Annotated in this window: 13 protein-coding genes; 2 read left to right on the forward strand and 11 right to left on the reverse strand. The window is 65.2% G+C overall.

The genetic code is table 11. The annotated features are described in order from the left end of the window. Positions 1 to 36: 36 nt before the first annotated feature. The 6 genes from AAE021_RS08270 to AAE021_RS08295 form a co-directional block, all read right to left on the reverse strand. On the reverse strand, positions 37 to 3,177 hold the full coding sequence (locus AAE021_RS08270; RefSeq protein ID WP_342025130.1) for a glycoside hydrolase family 2 TIM barrel-domain containing protein: 3,141 nt from the start codon (positions 3,175 to 3,177) through the stop codon (positions 37 to 39). Beyond that, positions 3,174 to 4,133: a carbohydrate ABC transporter permease gene (locus AAE021_RS08275; protein ID WP_342025131.1), complete on the reverse strand. Its 960-nt coding sequence runs from the start codon at positions 4,131 to 4,133 to the stop codon at positions 3,174 to 3,176. Before AAE021_RS08275 ends, AAE021_RS08270 begins: the two co-directional genes overlap by 4 nt. Continuing rightward, a complete protein-coding gene (locus AAE021_RS08280) occupies positions 4,130 to 5,128 on the reverse strand; it encodes a sugar ABC transporter permease (RefSeq protein WP_342025132.1) in 999 nt (332 codons plus the stop codon). Before AAE021_RS08280 ends, AAE021_RS08275 begins: the two co-directional genes overlap by 4 nt. After that, positions 5,125 to 6,465: an ABC transporter substrate-binding protein gene (locus AAE021_RS08285; RefSeq protein ID WP_342025133.1), complete on the reverse strand. Its 1,341-nt coding sequence runs from the start codon at positions 6,463 to 6,465 to the stop codon at positions 5,125 to 5,127. The genes AAE021_RS08280 and AAE021_RS08285 overlap by 4 nt, the downstream gene beginning before the upstream one ends. 169 nt (positions 6,466 to 6,634) lie before the next feature. Beyond that, positions 6,635 to 9,112, reverse strand: coding sequence for an excinuclease ABC subunit UvrA (gene uvrA, locus AAE021_RS08290; protein ID WP_342025349.1), 2,478 nt, complete (start codon positions 9,110 to 9,112; stop codon positions 6,635 to 6,637). A 301-nt stretch (positions 9,113 to 9,413) separates the two neighbouring features. After that, the gene (locus AAE021_RS08295; RefSeq protein WP_342025134.1) at positions 9,414 to 10,067 is read right to left on the reverse strand and encodes a hypothetical protein; all 654 of its coding nucleotides are present in this window, start codon (positions 10,065 to 10,067) and stop codon (positions 9,414 to 9,416) included. Positions 10,068 to 10,368: 301 nt separating this feature from the next. Between AAE021_RS08295 and AAE021_RS08300 the strand changes: the two genes are divergently transcribed. Continuing rightward, complete coding sequence (locus tag AAE021_RS08300; protein WP_342025135.1) at positions 10,369 to 11,241, forward strand: pentapeptide repeat-containing protein; 873 nt, start codon at positions 10,369 to 10,371, stop codon at positions 11,239 to 11,241. A gap of 24 nt (positions 11,242 to 11,265) precedes the next feature. Here the strand turns inward: AAE021_RS08300 and AAE021_RS08305 are convergent, their stop codons facing one another. After that, on the reverse strand, positions 11,266 to 11,826 hold the full coding sequence (locus tag AAE021_RS08305) for a dihydrofolate reductase family protein (RefSeq protein WP_342025136.1): 561 nt from the start codon (positions 11,824 to 11,826) through the stop codon (positions 11,266 to 11,268). A gap of 63 nt (positions 11,827 to 11,889) precedes the next feature. On the opposite strand from AAE021_RS08305, the gene AAE021_RS08310 reads away from it, so the two are divergent. Continuing rightward, complete coding sequence (locus tag AAE021_RS08310) at positions 11,890 to 12,432, forward strand: putative immunity protein (RefSeq protein ID WP_342025137.1); 543 nt, start codon at positions 11,890 to 11,892, stop codon at positions 12,430 to 12,432. Here the strand turns inward: AAE021_RS08310 and AAE021_RS08315 are convergent. From AAE021_RS08315 to AAE021_RS08330, 4 genes are all read right to left on the reverse strand, one after another. Beyond that, on the reverse strand, positions 12,429 to 12,845 hold the full coding sequence (locus tag AAE021_RS08315) for a VOC family protein (protein ID WP_342025138.1): 417 nt from the start codon (positions 12,843 to 12,845) through the stop codon (positions 12,429 to 12,431). The genes AAE021_RS08310 and AAE021_RS08315 overlap by 4 nt on opposite strands. Positions 12,846 to 13,224: 379 nt before the next feature. Beyond that, on the reverse strand, positions 13,225 to 13,620 hold the full coding sequence (locus AAE021_RS08320; RefSeq protein ID WP_342025139.1) for a hypothetical protein: 396 nt from the start codon (positions 13,618 to 13,620) through the stop codon (positions 13,225 to 13,227). A 128-nt stretch (positions 13,621 to 13,748) separates the two neighbouring features. Next, positions 13,749 to 14,789 (reverse strand): hemolysin family protein, encoded by a 1,041-nt coding sequence (locus tag AAE021_RS08325; RefSeq protein WP_342025140.1) that lies wholly within the window; start codon positions 14,787 to 14,789, stop codon positions 13,749 to 13,751. Next, a complete protein-coding gene (locus tag AAE021_RS08330) occupies positions 14,786 to 16,135 on the reverse strand; it encodes a hemolysin family protein (RefSeq protein WP_342025141.1) in 1,350 nt (449 codons plus the stop codon). Before AAE021_RS08330 ends, AAE021_RS08325 begins: the two co-directional genes overlap by 4 nt. Between the last annotated feature and the right edge of the window lie 159 nt (positions 16,136 to 16,294).

Consider the following 16,294-nt stretch of genomic DNA (forward strand, 5'->3'; position numbering starts at 1 on the left):
GGCGGTCTCAGTCGGCGGAAACAGCGGCGGCACCTCCTACTGAGGCGCAGCAATTCTCAGCTGCAGACTACGGGCCTGCGCTTTGAGGATGAAATCCGGCCACACGTCCGGTCCGCAGGCGCGGGATCCCAGTCCATGCTGCGCCGCGTCCAAAGAGAGATAGGACCGGTTCGACGGCGGCAGCTCATGCGGATGCGCAGCACCAGCCAGCTGCTGCGCGGTGTGGCGGGCGAGGGTGAAACCGGGGCGGCGTCCGCGCTCGTCCGGCAGTGCGGTAATCAGCAGCCGGGCTTCCGGGCCTTCACGCAGCAGCAGTTCGCGCATGTCGCTGCGGTGGCCGTTCTCCTGCGGCCGAGCGTAGTCCACGGTCAGCTCGTCAATGCCCGCCGAGTACCGCCCGACCAGCGCGGCACGGCGGCTGTCCGGATACGACGGCAGCGGGCCTGCGCCAAACCACGAGGCGCCGTCCACGGTTCCCGGCAAGTCGAAGCGCACTCCCAGCCGCGGCCAGACCACGTCCCAGCCGGCTGTCGGCACCATGTCCAGGCGCAGTGTCACGTCGCATCCCGTAAGCTCCCAGAACTCGTCCAGATAGACAGCGCTGCGTTGTTCCGCAGCAGCCCACCGCGTGCGGCGCCGCAGCCAGCCGGGTCCGGAAGTAACCATCTCCACCCGGCCCATCAGCCGGTCCAGGCCGGCCTGTTTCCAGGTTTCGGCAACCGCAGGCGCCGGAATTCCGTTGCCATTGTTCAGTTCCGGATCGGCCGCATCATAGGAGCCGCGGCTGGCACCGAGGTCATTGTCCGTTGGAGCCCGGAAGAGCTCCAGCCGCGGCCCGTCAACGGGCACACCGTTCAGTGCGGTGAGCCTGCCGTCCCGGAACTCGGCTGGGCCAAGGGTGATCCGGGAAGCCGGGCCGTTTCCGGCGGGAGCGGCGCCGGAACCGGTGCCGACGCCGACGCCGACGCCGACGGGAATCCCGGTCGCTGCTACCCGCGGGGCACCACCCCGGGAAACGACGGCAGCTCCCGGTCCGGAGAGGTCCAGCTGTGCCGCGGAGAGCCGGTGGCCGGCGGGAGCCCATGCCGTAGCAGCTCGCAGCACCGCCTCCACCGTCAGCCACAGCTCACCGCCGGACTCCGCGGGAATATGCGGCAGCGAAACAATCTGTGCCTCCCCCGCGGCGAGCGCACCGCCCGAGGCACCAACGACGTCGAACTCCCCGGACTCGACCCGCGAACCGTCCTGCTCAGCAAACCAGCGGAACAGGACATCGGACGCATCGGCGCTGTGGCGCAGGTTCGTTATGGCGGCCGTAACCTTGCCCTCCGCAGCCGCAAGGTGCATCCGGATCGGAGCGACAATCTGCTTGTACTCATGCAGGCCCGGGCTTGGCGTGGAGTCGGACAGCACCATCCCGTCCATAACGAAGTTCCCGTCATGCACCGTTTCGCCAAAATCCCCGCCGTAGGCAAAAAACGCGGTGCCATCAGCGGTGCGGGTGCGGATTCCGTGGTCCCGCCATTCCCACACGAACCCGCCGTGCAGCCGCGGGTACCGGTCCACGAGGTCCTCGTACTGGTCCATGGCGCCGGGACCGTTGCCCATGGCGTGCACATACTCGCAGAGGATGAAGGGCTTGGTCCGCTGGCGCGCCGATTCCGCGGCGGTGCACCCGAGCAGCACGGCACCGGAGTCATCACTGCCAATCACGGCCGTCTCCGGAACGGAGGAGTACATGCGCGAATAGACATCCGTGTAGGCGCCGGCGTAATCGCCCTCGTAGTGCACCGGCCGTCCTGCGTCACGGGCGTGGGTCCAGGCCGCCGTTGCCGCCAGGTTCATGCCGGTGCCAGCCTCATTGCCCAGCGACCACATGACGACGCAGGGATGGTTCTTGTCCCGCTCCACAGTGCGTTCCATCCGGTCCAGATACGCGTCCCGCCAGGCGGGGTCATCACTGGGGTTGCCGGTCCAGCCATGCGCTTCAAACCCGTGGGTTTCCAGATCGTTCTCCAGGATGACCCAAAACCCGAGTTCATCTGCCAGTTCCAAGACCCGGGGATGCGGCGGATAGTGGCTGGTGCGGAACGCGTTGACGTTGAACTGCTTCATCATCAGCAGGTCGGCGCGGACAAAGTCCTCGTCAAACACGCGCCCCAGGTCCGGATTCGCCTCATGCCGGTTAACCCCGTGAAAGACAACCCGCTTCCCGTTCACCAGGAACCGGTCCCCGCTGATTTCCACGGTCCGGAAGCCAAGCCGCAGCGTCAGTGTTTCCGCGGCGTTCGAGACCACGGCGTCGTACAGCCGCGGCCGGTCCGCGGACCAGGGCTCCACCCGCGGCACGGTTACGGGCCCGACGTCCGAGGCAGACTCCCAGATGACCTCCAGTTCCAGTTCCGGCACCGAAAGGGTGACGGGAAAAGCGTCCTCACCCGCTCGAAGTTCGGGCACAATCTCTCCTGTCGCGGTTCCACGGTAGGGCGTCTGCAGCCAGACGTCGTTGATTCCGCCGGCGGGACGGGCCAGCAGCGTGACGTCGCGGAAAATCCCCGGCAGCCACCACTGGTCCTGGTCCTCGAGGTAGCTGGCGGCAGACCACTGGTGCACCCGCACCACCAGCAGGTTGCCGCCGGGCCGGATGGCGGCGGTGACATCGAATTCCTGGGCCAGTCGGCTGCCGGTACCGATGCCAATCTCGGTGCCGTTCAGCCACACCCGGTACATGGACTCCACCCCCTCAAAGCGCAGCACCACCGCCGCGGTATCTGCCCAGCTCTCCGGCAGTTCAAAGGTCCGCCGGTAGTCTCCGGTGGGGTTCTCGTCCGGCACAAACGGCGGCTCCACCGGGAAGGGATACTGCACGTTGGTGTAAATGGGCCGTCCGTGGCGTCCGTCCTCTAGCAGCACCCAATGGGACGGCACTTGAATGACGTCCCAGGACGAGTCGTCGCAGCTATCCAGTGCCACGCCGTCGGCCGCTTCGCCGTCCGGCAGCACACCGGCGCCGCCCGGTGTTCCCGGGGCGCCGGCCAGCAGCCGAAAGCGCCAGGGCCCGTTGAGGGACAGCTCGGGCGCATCCGAGCGCAGACGGGACCGGGCCGGCCGCCGCCGTCCCCTCCCCGGACTGCGGTCGGTGAGGTAGGAGGCCGTATCTGCCGCTGGGAAAGTCATGCCTTAACGGATCCTTCCGTAAGTCCGCCGCGCCAGAAGCGCTGCAGGACGATCATTGCCATGGCCAGCGGGATGACTGAAAGCAGCACACCCCCGGTGGTGAGTTCATAAAATTCGGGCAGCCGGTCCACCTGGCTCAGCCAGTTGTTCAGGCCCAGGGTGATCGGGAAGAGGCTGGTGTCGGAGAGCATGACCAGCGGCAGGAAGTAATTGTTCCAGATGCCCACCAGCTGGAACAGGAAGACCGTCACCAGGGCCGGAGTCAGCAGGCGCAGGCCGATGGTGTGAAAAATCCGCAGCTCACTGGCGCCGTCAATCCGGGCCGCCTCCAGCAGGGACCGGCTCATGGTTTCCTGCGCGTAAATCCGGCACAGGAACAGTCCGAACGGTGACACGAGCGATGGAAGCAGCACACTCCAGTAGGTGTTGGCGATCCCCATCTGGCTGAACAGCAGGAACAGCGGCAGCGCCGTGGCAGTGCCGGGCACCAGGACACCGCCCAGAATGGTGCCAAAGACCAGGTTTTTGCCTTTGAACTCGTACATGGCCAGCGCATATCCGCCGGCAGCGGCGAAGTAGGTGGCAATAAGTCCGCCGATCCCGGCATAAAGGACGGAATTCAGGAACCACCGGACAAACACGCCCCCGTCGTAGCTGAGCACCGCCCGCAGGTTCTCCCAGAGGGAAAACGTGGGAGCAAACCAGAATCCATTGGTGCCGAACAAATCCTCAGTGGATTTGGTGGATGCCACAACCACCCAGTAAACGGGCACCAGGAAATAGATGGCCACCAGCGCCAGGATGGACGTGACGATGATCTTTGACGCGCGGGTTGACCCGGAGGATTCCCGCGGGCGTAAGCGCTCAGCCGGGCGCCGTGGCGGAGCCGCGGGATTAGCCGCTTCGGCGTCGTCGGCGGCCGGGGCTGAGGGCGGGGGCGCTGTGCTGGTGCTCATGATGACTTCCTGTTCGTCAGCTTAAGGAAGGTAAACGAAAGAGCGAACGCGACGACGGCGATCAGCACGGCCTGCGCTGCGGCGACGTTGTAGTCGTTATAGGCGAAGGCCGTTGTGTAGGCGCTGAGGTTGGGCGTGTATTGGCTGTCGATGGCCGGTGATGCTGTCTTCAGGACCTGGGCCTCCGCGAAAAGCTGCAGGGTGCCGATGATGGAGAAAACCGTGGTCAGCAGCAGGGCCGGACGGATCAGCGGCAGCTGGATGCTGCGGGCCACCCGCCAGGTGGATGCACCATCAACGCGCGCCGCCTCGTACAGCTCCCCCGGAATCGCTTTAAGCTGGGCCACGATGATGAGCATGTTGTACCCGGTGTAGCTCCAGAGCACGATGTTCGCGATGGACCAGAGCACCGTGGACGGGCCCAGGAAGTCCGGTGTCAGCCCCACCAGGGCCGCGGCATCGAAAAGCGGACTCAACCCCGGAATGTACAGGAAGGACCAGAGGATGGTGGCGATGACGCCGGGAACTCCGTAGGGCAGGAAATACGCCGCACGGAAAAAGGACGGCCACTTTGCTGATGCCGATTCGAGCATCAGGGCCAGCGCCGTGCAGAGCACAATCATGACCGGAACCTGAACGGCGCCGAACAGGAGCATGCGGCCGATTGATGCAGTGAAGTTGCCGTCTTCCAGCGCCTGGGCGTAGTTGGCGAACCCGGCGAAGCCGCTGGTGATGCCGGATTCACCGAACAGGCCGCTGCGGGTGACCTTCGTGAAGCTCGAGCCAATGGCCACGATGATGGGCAGCACGAAGGTGAGGACAAAGAGGGCGAGGAAGGGCGCCAGCAGTATCCAAGGGGCGCGGGCTGTGGCTTTGGTCCGGCTGCTGGGCGGCCGTGCCGGGCCCGGGGATTTTCCGGTCTGCCCGGTCCGCCCGGCCCGCCCGGACCGTCCGGCCGGGTCCGCGGGCCGGACAGGATCAATGGTGGCGCTCATGCCGTCTCCTTCCGGATGGAGAGTCCCTTGTTTTCAAAGACGGTCATAATCCGGCGCTCGGACTCGGCCAGGGAGTCCACCAGGGTGGTGCCCGAGGTTTTCAGCCGGAAACCGTCACTGAGAATGTTGAAGGACTGCTGGGTGGTGGGCCACCAGGACCAGTTCGGATTTTGCTGCTTGGCTGCCGGTGCGAAGATTTCCTGGTTGTAGGACTGGCCGCTGAAAAACTCCGAGCCGCCCTGGCGGGAGGTTCCGATGAAGTCCCGCGCCGGGGACCAGCCGATGCCGCTGTTGGTGATCATCGCGTCGATGCCCTCCTGGGATGTGGTCATCCATACCGCGAACTCCAGCGCCTCCCGCGGATGCTTGCTGCTGGAAAGCACCGCCGCCGTGGATCCGCCGAGGTAACTGGAACCGTAGCCCAGGCCGTCCCATACCGGCATGGGCGCAACCTTCCATTTGCCGGACCCGCCGCTGACGCCCTCCACCAGTGCGTCACCCCAGCTTGCCGAGACCACCGAGGCGATCTTTCCCTGCGATGCGGCAGCAAACCAGGCCGGGGAGTATGCAGCGTAGCCAATCTGCACCAGGTCCTTGTCGATGGCCTGGTCGAAAAACTCGGCCACCTGCAGGGTGGCGTCGTCGGTCAGGTTGATGACCCATCCGTTCTCCTCCGCCCGGAGCCACTGGGCGCCTGCCTGTCCGGCGAGCCCGGCAAACACCGAGGCGTCAGCGAGCGGGAAGCAGTCAATGTAGACGTCCTGGGTGCGCAGCTCGGCAGCCAGTTCCGCCCATTCCGGCCAGGTCCGGGGTGTTCCCGCAGCGCCCACCGACTCGAACACTGCCGGCTGGTAGAACATGGCCACCGGTCCGGAATCCTGCGGAATCCCGTAGACCCCGTCCATGTAACTGACCTGCTGCCACAGGGTTTCGTCATACAGCGGCGCGTAGTCCTTGGCTCCGTACCGGGCCAGATCCACCAGACCGTTCACCAGCATGAATTCCGGAATCGAGCGCAGTTCAATCTGACCGATGTCCGGGCCGGCACCGGCGGCCAGCGCGGAATACAGCTTCTGGTAGCCGCCCTGGCTTCCCCCGGGGATCCACGCTGCTTCCACCTGGACCAGGGGATTGGCACGGTTCCAGACGTCCAGCACGTTTTGGAGGTCCTTGAGCCAGCCCCAGTAGCTGAGGGTGATTTTCTCCCCGGACACGGGCGCAATGGTTGGCGCGGTGTTAACGGAAACCGTGCCGGGCGTGCTGCAGCCCGCAAGGATCCCGCCGGCAACCGCGCCCAGCCCTGTGCCCAGTATTTGCCGTCGGCTGAGTGCAGCCATGCGCCGATCACTTCCTTGTGTTGGCGAAAATTGCTTGCGGTTCCTTCTGCCGGCCGCAGAAAAGGTACTTGCACGCTACACAGGCAACACGAGATCACACCAGCCCCAGAAATTACCTCCGGAGCTGGTGTTATCTATTCTTGATCTTCAGTTGGAGGCGGCCTTCGGCTCAGGACAGGGTCTGCAGCGCCGCCGCCAGGTACGACGACGTCCGGCTGGCTGAGCATGCCGCCACGTCCGCGGGCGTGCCGGCGCAGATGATCCGGCCGCCGTCGTCGCCTCCGGCCGGGCCCATGTCGATCACCCAGTCCGCAGCGGCCACCACGTTCATGGAGTGTTCCACCACCACCACAGTGTTCCCCGCATCCACAAGCCGGTTGAGCTGGGCCAGCAGCAGGCGCACGTCCTGGGGATGCAGTCCCGTGGTGGGTTCATCGAGCAGGTACAGGGTGTGGCCGCGGCGGGCCCGCTGCAGCTCGGTGGCCAGCTTGATGCGCTGCGCTTCACCGCCGGACAGCTCGGTGGCCGGCTGGCCCAGGCGCAGGTACCCGAGGCCGACGTCGAGCAGGGTCCGCAGGCTGCGTGCCGCCGCCGGCACGTCCGCCAGGAATTCCGCGGCGGTTTCCACCCGCATGGCCAGCACATCGGCAATGCTCTTGCCGCGGTAGGTCACTTCGAGGGTTTCCTCGTTGTAGCGGGCGCCGTGGCACTGCGGGCACGGTCCGTAGGTGCCGGGCAGGAACAGCAGTTCGACAGCGAGGAACCCTTCGCCCTGGCAGGTCTCGCAGCGTCCGCCGGCCATGTTGAAGGAGAAGCGGCCGGCGTTGTAGCCGCGCGCCCGGGATTCGTCGGTGGCGGCGTACAGCTTGCGGACGGCGTCGAACAGTCCGGTGTAGGTGGCCAGGTTGGAGCGCGGTGTGCGCCCGATGGGCCGCTGGTCCACCTTCACTAGGCGGTCCAGGTGCTCCAGGCCGGCGATGTCGCGCACCGAGGCGCCGGGGTCGACGTCGTCGTCCGCCTCTGTTTCGGGATCCTCCGCAACTGCCGGGGAACCGTTGACGTGTTCCCCCACCGTTTCGGCCAGCACCTGGCTGACCAGCGTGGATTTACCCGAACCGGAGACACCGGTGACGGCGGTGAGCACGCCCAGCGGAATCTCGGCGTCGAGCTCGTTCAGGTTGTGCCGGGAAATGCCCTTGAGGTTCAGCCACTGCTCCGGCGTGCGCCGGGCGGGGGTGAAACCCTCGGCTTCGCCGAACAGGAAGGGCCGGGTGGCGCTTTCGGGAACGTCGACAAGCCCGGCCACCGGGCCGCTGTACAGCACGGTGCCGCCGCCGTCGCCGGCCTGCGGTCCCACGTCCACGATCCATTCGGCGCTGCGCACCACGTCCATGTTGTGCTCGACGACGAACACCGAGTTCCCGGCGTCCTTCAGCTCCTGCAGCACGGCGAGCAGCGGTTCGGCGTCGGCCGGGTGCAGGCCGGCGGAGGGCTCGTCCAGCACGTAGATGACACCGAACAGGCCCGAGCGCAGCTGGGTGGCAATCCGCAGCCGCTGCATCTCCCCCGGTGAGAGGGTGGGCGTGGCCCGGGACAGGCTCAGGTAGCCCAGCCCCAGATCGATGAGCACCTGCAGCCGGGACAGCAGGTCGCGGGTGATCGTGACGGCAACCTCGGTGTCCTCATTTGAGGCCTTGGCGCGGGACGCGGTGCCCGCTGCCTTCAGCTCCGCCGTCGGCCGGATGATGTCCGCGAGCTCGCCCAGGGTGGCGCCGTTCAGTTCGGCGATGTTCCGGCCGGCGAAGGTGACTGCGAGCGCTTCGGGACGCAGGCCGGCGCCGCCGCAGACCGGGCAGGGGCCGGAGACCATGTACTCGAGCACGCGCTTACGCATCTGTTCGCTGCCGGAATCCGCCAGGGTGTGCAGCACGTAGGACTTCGCGCTCCAGAAGCGGCCCTTGTACGGCTTGGCCACGCGGTCGCGCTGCGGGGTGATCATCACCACGGGCTGCTCGTCGGTGAACAGGATCCAGTCGCGGTCCTTCTTCGGCAGCTTCTTCCAGGGCACATCAACGTCGTACCCGAGCTGGATGAGGATGTCGCGCAGGTTCTTGCCCTGCCACGCGCCGGGCCAGGCGGCGATGGCGCCGTCGCGAATGCTCAGGTCCGGATTCGGAACCAGGGAATCCTCGGTCACAGTGTGGGCAATGCCCAGTCCGGAGCACTCGCGGCAGGCACCCGCAGCGGTGTTGGGCGAGAACGCATCCGAGTCCAAGCTGCCCGGTTCGGCATCCGCCGGATAGGTGCCGCCACGCGAGAAAAGCATACGCATGGAGTTCGACAGCGTGGTCAGCGTGCCCACGGTGGAACGGGAACTGGGTGTGCCGCGGCGCTGCTGCAGCGCGACGGCGGGAGGCAGCCCGGTGATCTGCTCCACCTTGGGTGTGTGCCCCTGGGCGAGCAGGCGCCGCGCGTAGGGCGCCACGGACTCGAAGTAGCGGCGCTGGGCCTCGGCGTAAATGGTGCCGAAGGCCAGCGACGACTTGCCCGAGCCGGAGACACCGGTGAAGGCCACTATCGCGTCCCGCGGGATGTCGACGTCGACGTTGCGCAGGTTGTTCTCCTGCGCTCCGCGCACGCGCACCATGCCGTGGGTGCCGGGATCAGTGCTTTTATTGCGGGTGTTTTCCGGGGTCAGCTCAGCGATACTCATCCATTCCAGCGTATCGAGGTCATCCGGCAGCGCCTAAATGATAAGCATGCTTTCCGCCTAGGGCGTGACGGTGCCGGACCTGTTAGGAACCGGGCTGTCCTCCCTGGGTTGGGCTGTCTCAATCCCGCCACCGCGGATTCCCTCCGGTTTGTGGCAATCCCTCCGTTGCGCAGCGGAGCAACAGTGTCAAAGCGGAGGGGAATGCCGAGTCCCTCCCGAACCCCCGCGGCTCCTCCTAGAGGGTGACGCCGTCGGGCAGCTCCGGAGCATCGAACTTCTGCCGCTCGCATTCCGTGCGGAGCTGCGGATAGGTCTCCGCGATGAGGTCCAGGATCCGGTTCCGCACCACGAGGTACGCCTCCCCCACACCCACCACGCCCTTGAATTCCTTCAACTCCTCCTCGTAGGAGGTCTGCTGGTGCCGCAGGTAGTTCACCGTCAGCCGGTCCAGCCGGGCGGTGGATGTTTTTCGGCTGGCCGGAGACTGGCTGCGGCGCAGCCTGCCATTGAAGTGGGCTATCGCCTTATCCTGCATGTCCTGCCACGGCTCGGGCTCGATCCGCAGCTCAAGCGCCTCCGCTGCCGCAACCGCTTCCTTCTTCTTCGCCAGGGCCCGCCCCCGGGCTGCCAGCTGACGGGTCCGGGACGCCTCCCGCGCCTTTTGATACTCAGGCGTGGCCTCGATTGCTTCCACCCGCTCCAGTGCATACAGCTTCATGGGGGCTGCCTTGCGGGAGAACGGATTGCGGGCCGTTTGATCCGGCTCCGGCAGGAACGTCTTGATCTGCGTGTCCGTCCAGCCGCGGTCTTTCTTCAGGTCATTGGCGATCAGCAGACCCTCGCTGTTGGCCGGCTTCTGCCGCGGCGGGTGGTGTTTTCCTCGGGACATGCGGGCTCCACAAATTTCTTTTCCGGCGGTGGGGGAACCTGTCCATTCTAGGGACCGGCGCCGCGGCCCATAAAACGAGCCGGTGGCTGCCCCTCCCACACCCGGTGACCGGCGGGTATCGTGTGCCCCAGTGATACTTCATTTTTCCCAGTGACTCATTGTTCGTGAGCCGCAAAGACGCCGGCGATTTCCGTCCTCCCCGCAGAGGAGCGGTTATTTCGTGTGTCCCGGAAGGGAACTCCACCCGGAGCTCCCCTCACCCCCCCCCGGCCCATTAATGAACCCCTTTCCGGAAGATCACATGTCCTTTGCCTCAGCCCCCGTTCCGCCGTCCCTTCCTCCCGCCCAGGAACGGTTGTCACTGCGTCCTGACTGCGGAAGCTGCTTTGCCCTCTGCTGCACCGCTCTTGGATTCTCGCGTACGGCCGATTTTGCCGTCGACAAACCCGCCGGCACGCCATGCCTCAACCTTTCCGATGACTTCTCCTGCAGCATCCATGACAGCCTCCGGCCGCGGGGATTCAGCGGCTGCACGGTTTATGACTGCTTCGGCGCCGGCCAAACCGTCTCGCAGGAGTTATTCGCCGGAAAGAACTGGCGGGAAAACCCGGGTTCCAGGGAGGAAATGTTCTCCGCCTTCAAGACCGTCCGCCAGCTGAACGAAATGAGGTGGCACCTGGCGGAGGCCCAGCTGCGGACGCTTGATCCCGACGTCGAGGAGCGGACTTCCCGGCTTCGGAACCTCCTGGAGCAAGGCGTGCACGGTGAGCTGCCGGACCTGTTGTCCCTGGATGTGCAGGACCTGCACTCGCGGGTGAAGAAGATCCTGCTGGAGGTCAGTGAGGAGGTCCGGGCACGGTATTTTGCCGCCGGAGATGACCACCTTGAGCCGGCGCTGCACCCCGGAGCAGACCTCATGGGCGGCAAGTTCAGGTCCCGGCAGCTGTGCGGAGCAAATCTGCGCGGCGCCTACCTCATCGCGGCAGACCTGCGGGGCAGTGACCTTTCCGGCGCCGACCTGCTCGGGGCTGATCTCCGCGATGCGCGGCTGGAGGACGCCGATCTGTCGCAGGCCCTGTTCCTGACCCAGCCGCAGATCAACTCCGCCAGAGGAAGCAGCACCACCGCATTACCGCCGGACATCACCACGCCGGCACACTGGCACGCCGGCTAGCCGGGTTCGGGCGCTCCGGTGCAGCTAGCGCTGCACGTCGTAGGTGACCTGGACCATGCCGTTGTCGAAGCGGCGTTCGCGAACCAGACGCAGGTTCAGCGACAGGCCGTCGGGGAACACCCTGGTTCCACCTCCGACAACGGCGGGGCAGACAAGGAGCTCGACGACGTCGACCACTCCCAGCCGGAGCGCGGACGCTGCCAGGGTGCGGCCCTCCACGGTGATGTCGCCGCATCCTTCTGCTGTGGCGCGCTCCACCGCCTCGAGGGTGAAGGCCGGTTCCAGCCGTGTCCGTGCTGTCCACACGTCGTCCAGGGTGGAGGAGAAGACGACTTTTTCGGTCCGCTGCCAGATCTGAGCGAACTTTTCCGATTCCGGGGACTCTTCGGCTGCCGAGGGGTCGGTTTCCCAAATGGCCATTGTTTCGTACATCCGGCGGCCCATGAGATAGGTGCCCACCGATTCCGCATCAGCTGTCAGCGCCGCAACAACCGCTTCATCGGGAAATGCCCACGAGAAGTCCCCGGAGGGGTCCGAGTTGTAACCGTCCAGGGAAGAGGCAACAGAGTAGATGATTCTTGTCATGGACCCACTCAACCGATCCGCGCCGGCACGCACAAGAGGATTCCGGTGTGTAAAGGTGGTGCCATGGTTTCCCCGCAGACACTCAGCGAATCGGACCGGCGCAGCACAGCGGCATGGGCCGCGGACTGTGCCGAGCGTGTCCTGCCCCTGTTTGAGGCCGAAGCACCCGAGGATGCACGTGCCCGTGATGCCATCGACCGCACCCGCGCCTTCAGCCGCGGTGAGCTAAGCGCCGCGGGCGAGATCCGGCGGCGTTTCCAGGCCGGACGGGCGGCGGGTTCAGCAGCAACGCCGGCCGGCGCTGCGGCAGCCATGGCCGCGGCCCAGGCCTCCGGCGTCGCGCACATGGGGGCCCATGCCCTGGGTGCTGCCGCCTACGCCGCCAAGGCTGCCAGCCTCGCAGCTCCCCATGATCCCGGGGCTCTGAGCGCTGAGATCCGGTGGCAGCTGGCGGCGATGACTGAACAGACACGCGCCGCTCTGCAGCTGCTGCCGCCGGTCGGTACGCACCGCAGTGGTCCACTCGGCCCCGGGCTGCTCGCCTCCGGCCTCCTGGGAACAGTGATCACGGAGATTCAGGCGCATTTAGCCGATGGCGCCAATTAGTTGGCAGGAGAAAGAAACTCGAGCCGGTTTCCGTTGTTGTCCGTCAAGTAGAAGCGGCGCATCCCGGGGAAGGCATCATCCCACTCCGGCTCGAGGCCATGGGCCTGAACGTGCTGAGCGAAGGAATCCAGATCCCGAACCAGGATTCCCGGATGCGACTTTTTCGCGGCCCGGAAATCCGCTTCGACTCCCAGATGGATTTCCAGGTTGTCAGCCCGCACCCAGAGCCCGCCGCGCGCTGCGAGCACCGGAGGCTTCCGCACCTCGGTGAAGCCCAGGATGTCCACCCAGAAACGGCGGCAGTCATCTTCGGTGCCCGCAGGCATGGACAGCTGGACATGGTGGAGCCCCAGACCGAACGGCGTGGGTGTCTCAGCGGTGTACTCGGCGGCTTGCTGCGTCTGATGATCCATGATGAAATTCCCCCTGCCGCAGGCACCTGCGGCTCTGCTGTTGTGCTCACCGGCGGTGGCTGATCACGCTCACCCGCGGCCACTCCGGTCATGTGCCTTCAAACTACAGGTCCCGGCACGCCGTTCCGTGTTCCCTGCAGGATCTATCGTGCAGATCAGGGGCTTTGCCCAGTTCCTTTGTGCAGATCCGGGGCTCAAAACGGCCAATTCCGCCGGTTTGGTCCCTCGATCTGCACAACAGATCCCCCGAGGTCCCGCGATCTGCACGAAGGATCCGTTGAAGGGCCGCGGTGTGCACGATAAATCCGTCCTGAGCAGAAGGCCGGGGATAAGTTCCAGCAGAACGAGGTCCGGGAACGGCCGGATTGATAAGGCTGGATCAGAACAACATCAGGATGAAGCCTCCCAGCGTGCTGGCTATGCCAACCGCAGCCAGCGTCCACCCCACAATGAGCACGGGGTTTTCCTTTCGTGGCTCTTCGAGGCCCCATTTACCTGGATGACAGGTGTCATAGTGCAGGGCAACTTCAGTTCCCGGCTCGAGTCCGCGGGTCTGTTCGGCGGTGTGCAGGGACTGGCGGGAACTTCCTTCGCCGTCGGACCACCGAAGGCCCGTGAATCCTCCGGCTTCGAAGACTTCGGCCGTGGTGCTGACCCAGACGCATCTGCGCCTGCTGATGATCCGGCCAATAAGCACCATCGGAAGGCCCGCGGCGAGACCCACCCAGCTCAGCACTTCCAGGATGGATCCAATCACGTCTGCGGCTTCCGGCATTCTCAGATTTTATGCCCCGGAAGTGTCTTAAAGCGCCGATGCCGCCGGCTGCCCGGAAGGGCGGCCGGCGGCATCGGTATCTGTGTCTGTGTTGGTGCTAGGAACCTTTTGGCTGGGAGCAGAAACGTCTACACGGTGGTGGCGTCCTGGACCTCGCCCACGAGTTCCTCGATGATGTCCTCCAGGAACAACACGCCGGTGGTGTTGCCCTCGGCGTCGAACACCCGCGCCACGTGGGCGCCGGTGCGGCGCATGGTGGCCAGGGCGTCCTCGAGCTCGCTGCCCCGGAAGGCGGAGGCCAGGCGGCGGATGCGTTTGGACGGGACGACGGCGGTGAACTTCTCCGGCGCCGTCAGGTCCATGACGTCCTTCAGATGCAGGTAGCCGCTGGGCACGCCGTCGGCGTCCGTCAGGATGTAGCGGGAGTAGCCGTGGCGGCCCACCGCTTCCTGGATGTCGGCAGGCGTGGCCGTCTCCGGCAGCAGCACCATGCCCGAGATCGGAACTTCCACATCGGCAACGGTCTTATTGGTGAACTCGAAGGCCGCGCTGAGGGTGCCGCTGGCATCGGCCAGCATGCCTTCACGCGTGGACTGCTCCACGATGTTGGCCACCTCATCCATGGTGTAGGCACTGGTTGCCTCATCCTTGGGCTCCACCTTGAACAGGCGCAGGATCCCGTTGGCGATGCCGTTCAGTGACCAGATGACCGGCTTGAAAATCCGGGCCACCATCACCAGCGGCGGCGCCAGGATCAGCGCGGCACGGGTCGGTACGGAGAAGGAGATGTTCTTGGGCACCATTTCGCCGATGACCACGTGCAGGAACGTCACCAGGAGCAGCGCGACGGCAAACGCGATGATGCTGATCATTTCGGCTGACAGCGAGGTGAGCCCCAGCGGGATTTCCAGCAGGTGGTGGATGGCCGGTTCGGAAACATTCAGGATCAGCAGCGAACAGACCGTAATACCCAGCTGGGCCGTCGCCAGCATGAGCGTGGCGTGTTCCATGGCCCACAGGGTGGTCTTGGCGGCCTTGGAACCGGCGTCAGCCTTGGGCTCGATCTGAGAGCGGCGGGCGGAAATGACGGCAAATTCAGCGCCCACAAAGAACGCGTTCACTGCCAGCAGGACGAAAAGCCAGATTATTCCGGGAAGATATTCACTCATGCCAGGTCCTTCGTGAGCTCGTCAATAATCTGGTCATGGGTGCTTGGCAGCGAACCCTCTGTCGGGGTGTACCGCAGCCGTTCCACATGCGTTCCAACGACGCGCTCCACGCGCAGGACGCCGGTGTTGACGGGCACTTCATCACCCAGTTCCGGAATCCGGTCCAGCTGGTCCGTGACGAAACCGGCAAGCGTGTCATACTCCTCGCCGTCGGGCACCACCACGCCGGTCCGCTCGCGCAGTTCGTCCGGACGCAGCGAGGCGTCGAAGGTGAGTGAGCGGCCGCTGCGGACCACACCCACCCGCGCACGGTCGTGCTCATCTTCCAGCTCGCCGACAATTTCCTCGACGAGGTCTTCCAGCGTCACAATGCCGGCGGTGCCGCCGTGTTCGTCGGAAACGACGGCCACCTGCAGGCCCTGCTGGCGCAGGAGGCCCAGAAGGGAGTCAACACCCATGGATTCGGGGACCCGGAGGGCCTCGACCATGAGGTCCGCCGCGGTAATGCTGCCGCGTTGGTCAAGGGAAACGGCGAACGCCTGCTTGACGTGCAGTACGCCCAGGATGTCATCGGAGTCGCGGCCAATCACCGGGAACCGGGAATAGCCGGTGGTGATGGCCAGTTCGACAACCTGCTCGGCGGTTTCGCCGGCACCGACTGTGCGCATCCGCACGCGGGGAGTCATGACGTCAGCGGCAGTGTGGTCGGAGAACCGCAGGGTGCGGCTGAGCAGCTGCGCGTGGTCGAGGTCCAGGACCCCTTCCAGAGCGGACCGGCGAACCAGGGAACTGAGCTCCTCGGCGCTGCGGGCCCCGGAAAGCTCTTCCTTCGGCTCGATGCCGAAGGAACGGATGATCGCATTGGCGGTGTTGTTGAACAGCAGAATGACGGGTTTGAACACCGCGGTGAACACGGTCTGAAACGGCACCACCACTTTGGCGGTGGCCAGGGGAAGGGCAAGGGCAAAGTTCTTCGGCACCAGTTCACCGATGATCATCGAGAACACCGTGGCCAGGAAGATACCGATGATGGCACCGGCTCCGCCGACAAATGCCTCGGGCAGTCCAAGCGACAGCATCGGCTCACGCAGCAGTGAACTGATTGCCGGCTCAAAGGTGTAACCGGTCAGCAGCGTGGTGAGGGTGATGCCCAGCTGCGCACTCGAAAGGTGCGTCGACGTAATCTTGAGGGCTTTGATAGTGGGTCCGAGGCGTTTTTCACCTTGGGCCTGCCGGGCCTCCAGGTCATTGCGGTCAAGATTGACCAGTGCAAATTCCGAGGCAACGAACAGCCCGGTGCCGACCGTAAGAACGAGGCCAACCGCGAGCATGATCAGTTCATACATTATTGGGGCGCCCCTCTCTGGTTGTGGCCGGTAATCCGGTCAGAGCGTGGAGGGGCAAGGGTTTATGTGAAGGGGGGTCATCCATAGTTAGACGATAGTACGTGGAAAAACTAGGAAATTGCTGGGAACCCTTACGTTCGCTCACGGTGAAGAGGATCC

This window comes from Arthrobacter citreus, from assembly GCF_038405225.1.
GTDB lineage: Bacteria > Actinomycetota > Actinomycetes > Actinomycetales > Micrococcaceae > Arthrobacter_B > Arthrobacter_B citreus_A.

Bases quoted from the DNA above. Each gene is read 5' to 3' on its own strand.
- AAE021_RS08285 (WP_342025133.1), bottom strand. From the start codon at position 6,465: ATGGCTGCACTCAGCCGACGGCAAATACTGGGCACAGGGCTGGGCGCG.
- AAE021_RS08295 (WP_342025134.1), bottom strand. From the start codon at position 10,067: ATGTCCCGAGGAAAACACCACCCGCCGCGGCAGAAGCCGGCCAACAGC.
- AAE021_RS08325 (WP_342025140.1), bottom strand. From the start codon at position 14,789: ATGAGTGAATATCTTCCCGGAATAATCTGGCTTTTCGTCCTGCTGGCA.
- AAE021_RS08280 (WP_342025132.1), bottom strand. From the start codon at position 5,128: ATGAGCGCCACCATTGATCCTGTCCGGCCCGCGGACCCGGCCGGACGG.
- AAE021_RS08275 (WP_342025131.1), bottom strand. From the start codon at position 4,133: ATGAGCACCAGCACAGCGCCCCCGCCCTCAGCCCCGGCCGCCGACGAC.
- AAE021_RS08320 (WP_342025139.1), bottom strand. From the start codon at position 13,620: ATGCCGGAAGCCGCAGACGTGATTGGATCCATCCTGGAAGTGCTGAGC.
- AAE021_RS08305 (WP_342025136.1), bottom strand. From the start codon at position 11,826: ATGACAAGAATCATCTACTCTGTTGCCTCTTCCCTGGACGGTTACAAC.
- uvrA (WP_342025349.1), bottom strand. From the start codon at position 9,112: ATGGTGCGCGTGCGCGGAGCGCAGGAGAACAACCTGCGCAACGTCGAC.
- AAE021_RS08330 (WP_342025141.1), bottom strand. From the start codon at position 16,135: ATGTATGAACTGATCATGCTCGCGGTTGGCCTCGTTCTTACGGTCGGC.
- AAE021_RS08310 (WP_342025137.1), top strand. From the start codon at position 11,890: ATGGTTTCCCCGCAGACACTCAGCGAATCGGACCGGCGCAGCACAGCG.
- AAE021_RS08315 (WP_342025138.1), bottom strand. From the start codon at position 12,845: ATGGATCATCAGACGCAGCAAGCCGCCGAGTACACCGCTGAGACACCC.
- AAE021_RS08270 (WP_342025130.1), bottom strand. From the start codon at position 3,177: ATGACTTTCCCAGCGGCAGATACGGCCTCCTACCTCACCGACCGCAGT.
- AAE021_RS08300 (WP_342025135.1), top strand. From the start codon at position 10,369: ATGTCCTTTGCCTCAGCCCCCGTTCCGCCGTCCCTTCCTCCCGCCCAG.